The organism is Dietzia maris (assembly GCF_014144855.1).
GTDB classification, from domain to species: domain Bacteria; phylum Actinomycetota; class Actinomycetes; order Mycobacteriales; family Mycobacteriaceae; genus Dietzia; species Dietzia kunjamensis.
Genome location: NZ_JAALDN010000482.1, coordinates 1 through 2,656, shown reverse-complemented (window position 1 = coordinate 2,656; position 2,656 = coordinate 1). Strand labels below are relative to the sequence as shown.

Sequence of the window (2,656 nt, the reverse complement as noted above, 5' to 3'; positions counted from 1 at the left end):
CACCCCCGCGGCCGCGGACATGCGGAGCAGAGCAGCCGCCTCCGCCCATCCGGCGCCGCTCCCGCCGCCGGCCTCGGGGGCGGTGAGCCGGGCCAGTCCCACCTCGACCAGGCTCTGCCACACCGCAGCCGGGTCCGGTTTCGCGTCGGCGCCGTTGTGCGCGGCGAGGACGTCTCCCATCATCGTGAGCAGGTCCTCGTCGACGTCGAGGTCGGCGGTCGCGGCGTTCGTATCGGCCGGGTCCGCAGACGCGGTGTGCTGATCGGTGGCGTCGCTCATCGCATCCCCAGTGCTCGCGCGATCACGCCGCGCAGGATCTCGTTGGTCCCGCCGCGGAGCGTGAATCCGGGGCGTTGGTGGAGTCCCGCCCGCAGCAGGTCCGTCAGTTCGGCCGCAACCGGGTCGTCACCGGCCGCGAACTCGTCGCCGAGGCCCGCGGAGACCGCGTCCACGAGATCACCCTCGGTGGTGGTGCCCAACAGCTTGACCAGCGCGGCGGCGGTGTCCGCGGGCTCGCCCCGCTGGAGGGACCCGGCGATGTTCTGGCTGAGCGCGTGCAGACCGGCCATCCGGGCCACGGACCGACCGAGGTCGGCGCGGGCGGGCAGTGCCCCTGCTGCGACCGCCCCGATCTCGGCGGCGAACACCCGGAAGGAGGACAGGAACCGCTCGGGGCCGCTCCTCTCGAAGGCCAGCTCCGAGTTGACCTGCTCCCAACCGTGGGCGAGGGTGCCGAAGACCATCGAGTCGGGCACGAACACCTCGTCGAGGACGACCTCGTTGAAGTGGTGGTCGCCCGAGAGCGACACGATCGGGCGGATGGTGACGCCCTCGCTACGCAGGTCGACGATGAACTGACTGAGCCCCGCGTGGCGGTTCGACGTGTCCAGGGGCTCGGTGCGGCACAGGGCGATGAAGGCCTCGGCGTGCTGCGCCCCGGACGTCCACACCTTGGTCCCGGTAATCGACCAGCCACCGTCGACCCGAACGCCCCTCGTCCGCACGCTCGCGAGATCAGACCCCGAGTCCGGCTCGCTCATCCCGATGCCGAAGCAGCACTCGCCCGCGGCGATCCGCGGCAGGTACTCGCGCTTCTGCTCCTCGGTCCCGTACCGCAGTAGCGACGGGGCGATCTGGCGGTCGGCGACCCACTGCGCCGCGACGGGCGCGCCCACGGAGAGCAGCTCCTCGGTCACGACGAAGCGTTCGAGGAAGGTGCGCCCCCGCCCCCCGTACTCGGTGGGGATCGTCATCCCCACCCAGCCGCGCTCGGCCAACCGGCGGGTGAAGTCCTCGTCCCACCTCGTCAGCCACGTGTCGATCCACGGGGTGAGGCGGCCTGCGGCGATCTCGTCGGCGAGGAATTCCCGCACCTCGGCCCTCAGGGCGGTCATCTCCGCCGACGCCAGGGTGGTCGGTGGGGCGATTCGTGACGACATCGGAACCGCTAGCGGCCCGTGTAGGTGCCGGCGCGCTTCTCCCCGAACGCGGCCAGCGCCTCGCGGTGATCCTCGGTGTGATGGGCGAGCGCCTGCATCGTCGCCGAGAGCTCGAGCAGCGACTCCAGCGACTGGTGCTGGGACTCGCGCAGGAGGCGCTTGGCCATCCGCACCGCGTGCGGCGGGTTCTTGGCCACCCGGGCCGCCAGCTCACGGGCGGCGTCCATCAGCCCGTCGTGCTCGACCACCCGGTTGACCAGGCCCCACTCGGCGGCCTGTTCGGCCGTGACCCGGTCCCCGGTCAGGGCCATCTCCGCGGCTCTCGCCGGGCCGATCGCCTTGGTAAGCAGCCAGGCACCGCCGTCGCCGGGGATGATGCCCAGCTGGACGAAGCTCTCCGCGAACCACGCCTTGGTGGACGCGACCCGCAGGTCACACATCACGGCGAGGTCGCACCCCGCGCCCACCGCCGGCCCGTTGACCGCGGCCACCACCGGCACCTCGCAGTGGTACAGGGCGCGCGGGATCCGCTGGATGCCCTGGCGGTACCCGTCGCGGAGCTCGTACGGACTTCCGCCGAACATGCCGGCCCGGTCCACCATGTCCTTGACGTTGCCGCCCGCGGAGAACGCCGATCCCGCCCCGGTGAGCACGACCGCCCGCACGTCGTGGTCCGCGTTGACCACCGCCACCCGCTCACAGATCGCGTCGACGATGGCCGGATCCGAGATGGGGTTACGGACGTCGGGCAGGTTGAGCGTCCACGTCTCGATGTGGTCGGCTCGCTCGACGAGCAGGGGCGTTGAGGCCATGGGGCTTCTTCCTGGGTAGCGGGATCGGCGTTGTCGTTCCGGGGGCCCGGTGTCGGACCACCTCGTCGGTACCCGACTGTATCCAGTGGCCCCGGTCGCCGTCACCGTTCGCCGGCGGGTCCCCTCGGCTCGGTGCCGCGGCCCCTCCGCTCGGCGCCGCGGCCGTGAGACGACGGAACCCCGGCCTGGGGGGACGGGGGTTCGTGGAGTTTCTGGTGGAGCCGCGTGTCGGAATCGAACCGACGACCTTTTCATTACGAGTGAAATGCTCTACCGACTGAGCTAACGCGGCGAGCCCTTGTGGGGCGTAGCAACTATATCCGACCGACCCCCGCCGTCGAAAAACGACCCGCCCCCGCCCGGCCGTCAGCCCAGCGCGGCGCGGATCGCGCCCACCATGGCCGA

2 protein-coding genes, 1 tRNA gene and 1 pseudogene are annotated in these 2,656 nt (G+C 71.6%); all 4 read right to left on the bottom strand.

From position 1 onward, the window contains the following. Positions 1 to 279: pseudogene (locus tag G6024_RS15015) on the bottom strand (acyl-CoA dehydrogenase family protein); the annotation flags it as partial. Next, on the bottom strand, positions 276 to 1,439 hold the full coding sequence (locus G6024_RS15010; protein ID WP_159149074.1) for an acyl-CoA dehydrogenase family protein: 1,164 nt from the start codon (positions 1,437 to 1,439) through the stop codon (positions 276 to 278). The gene G6024_RS15010 and the pseudogene G6024_RS15015, both read right to left, overlap by 4 nt. An 8-nt stretch (positions 1,440 to 1,447) precedes the next feature. After that, the gene (locus tag G6024_RS15005) at positions 1,448 to 2,251 is read right to left on the bottom strand and encodes a crotonase/enoyl-CoA hydratase family protein (protein WP_159149073.1); all 804 of its coding nucleotides are present in this window, start codon (positions 2,249 to 2,251) and stop codon (positions 1,448 to 1,450) included. Between the two features lie 216 nt (positions 2,252 to 2,467). After that, positions 2,468 to 2,543: transfer RNA gene (locus tag G6024_RS15000), tRNA-Thr, on the bottom strand. Positions 2,544 to 2,656 lie beyond the last annotated feature (113 nt).

Coding starts and splice junctions, on each gene's coding strand:
- G6024_RS15010 (WP_159149074.1), bottom strand. CDS start 1,439: ATGTCGTCACGAATCGCCCCACCGACCACCCTGGCGTCGGCGGAGATG.
- G6024_RS15005 (WP_159149073.1), bottom strand. CDS start 2,251: ATGGCCTCAACGCCCCTGCTCGTCGAGCGAGCCGACCACATCGAGACG.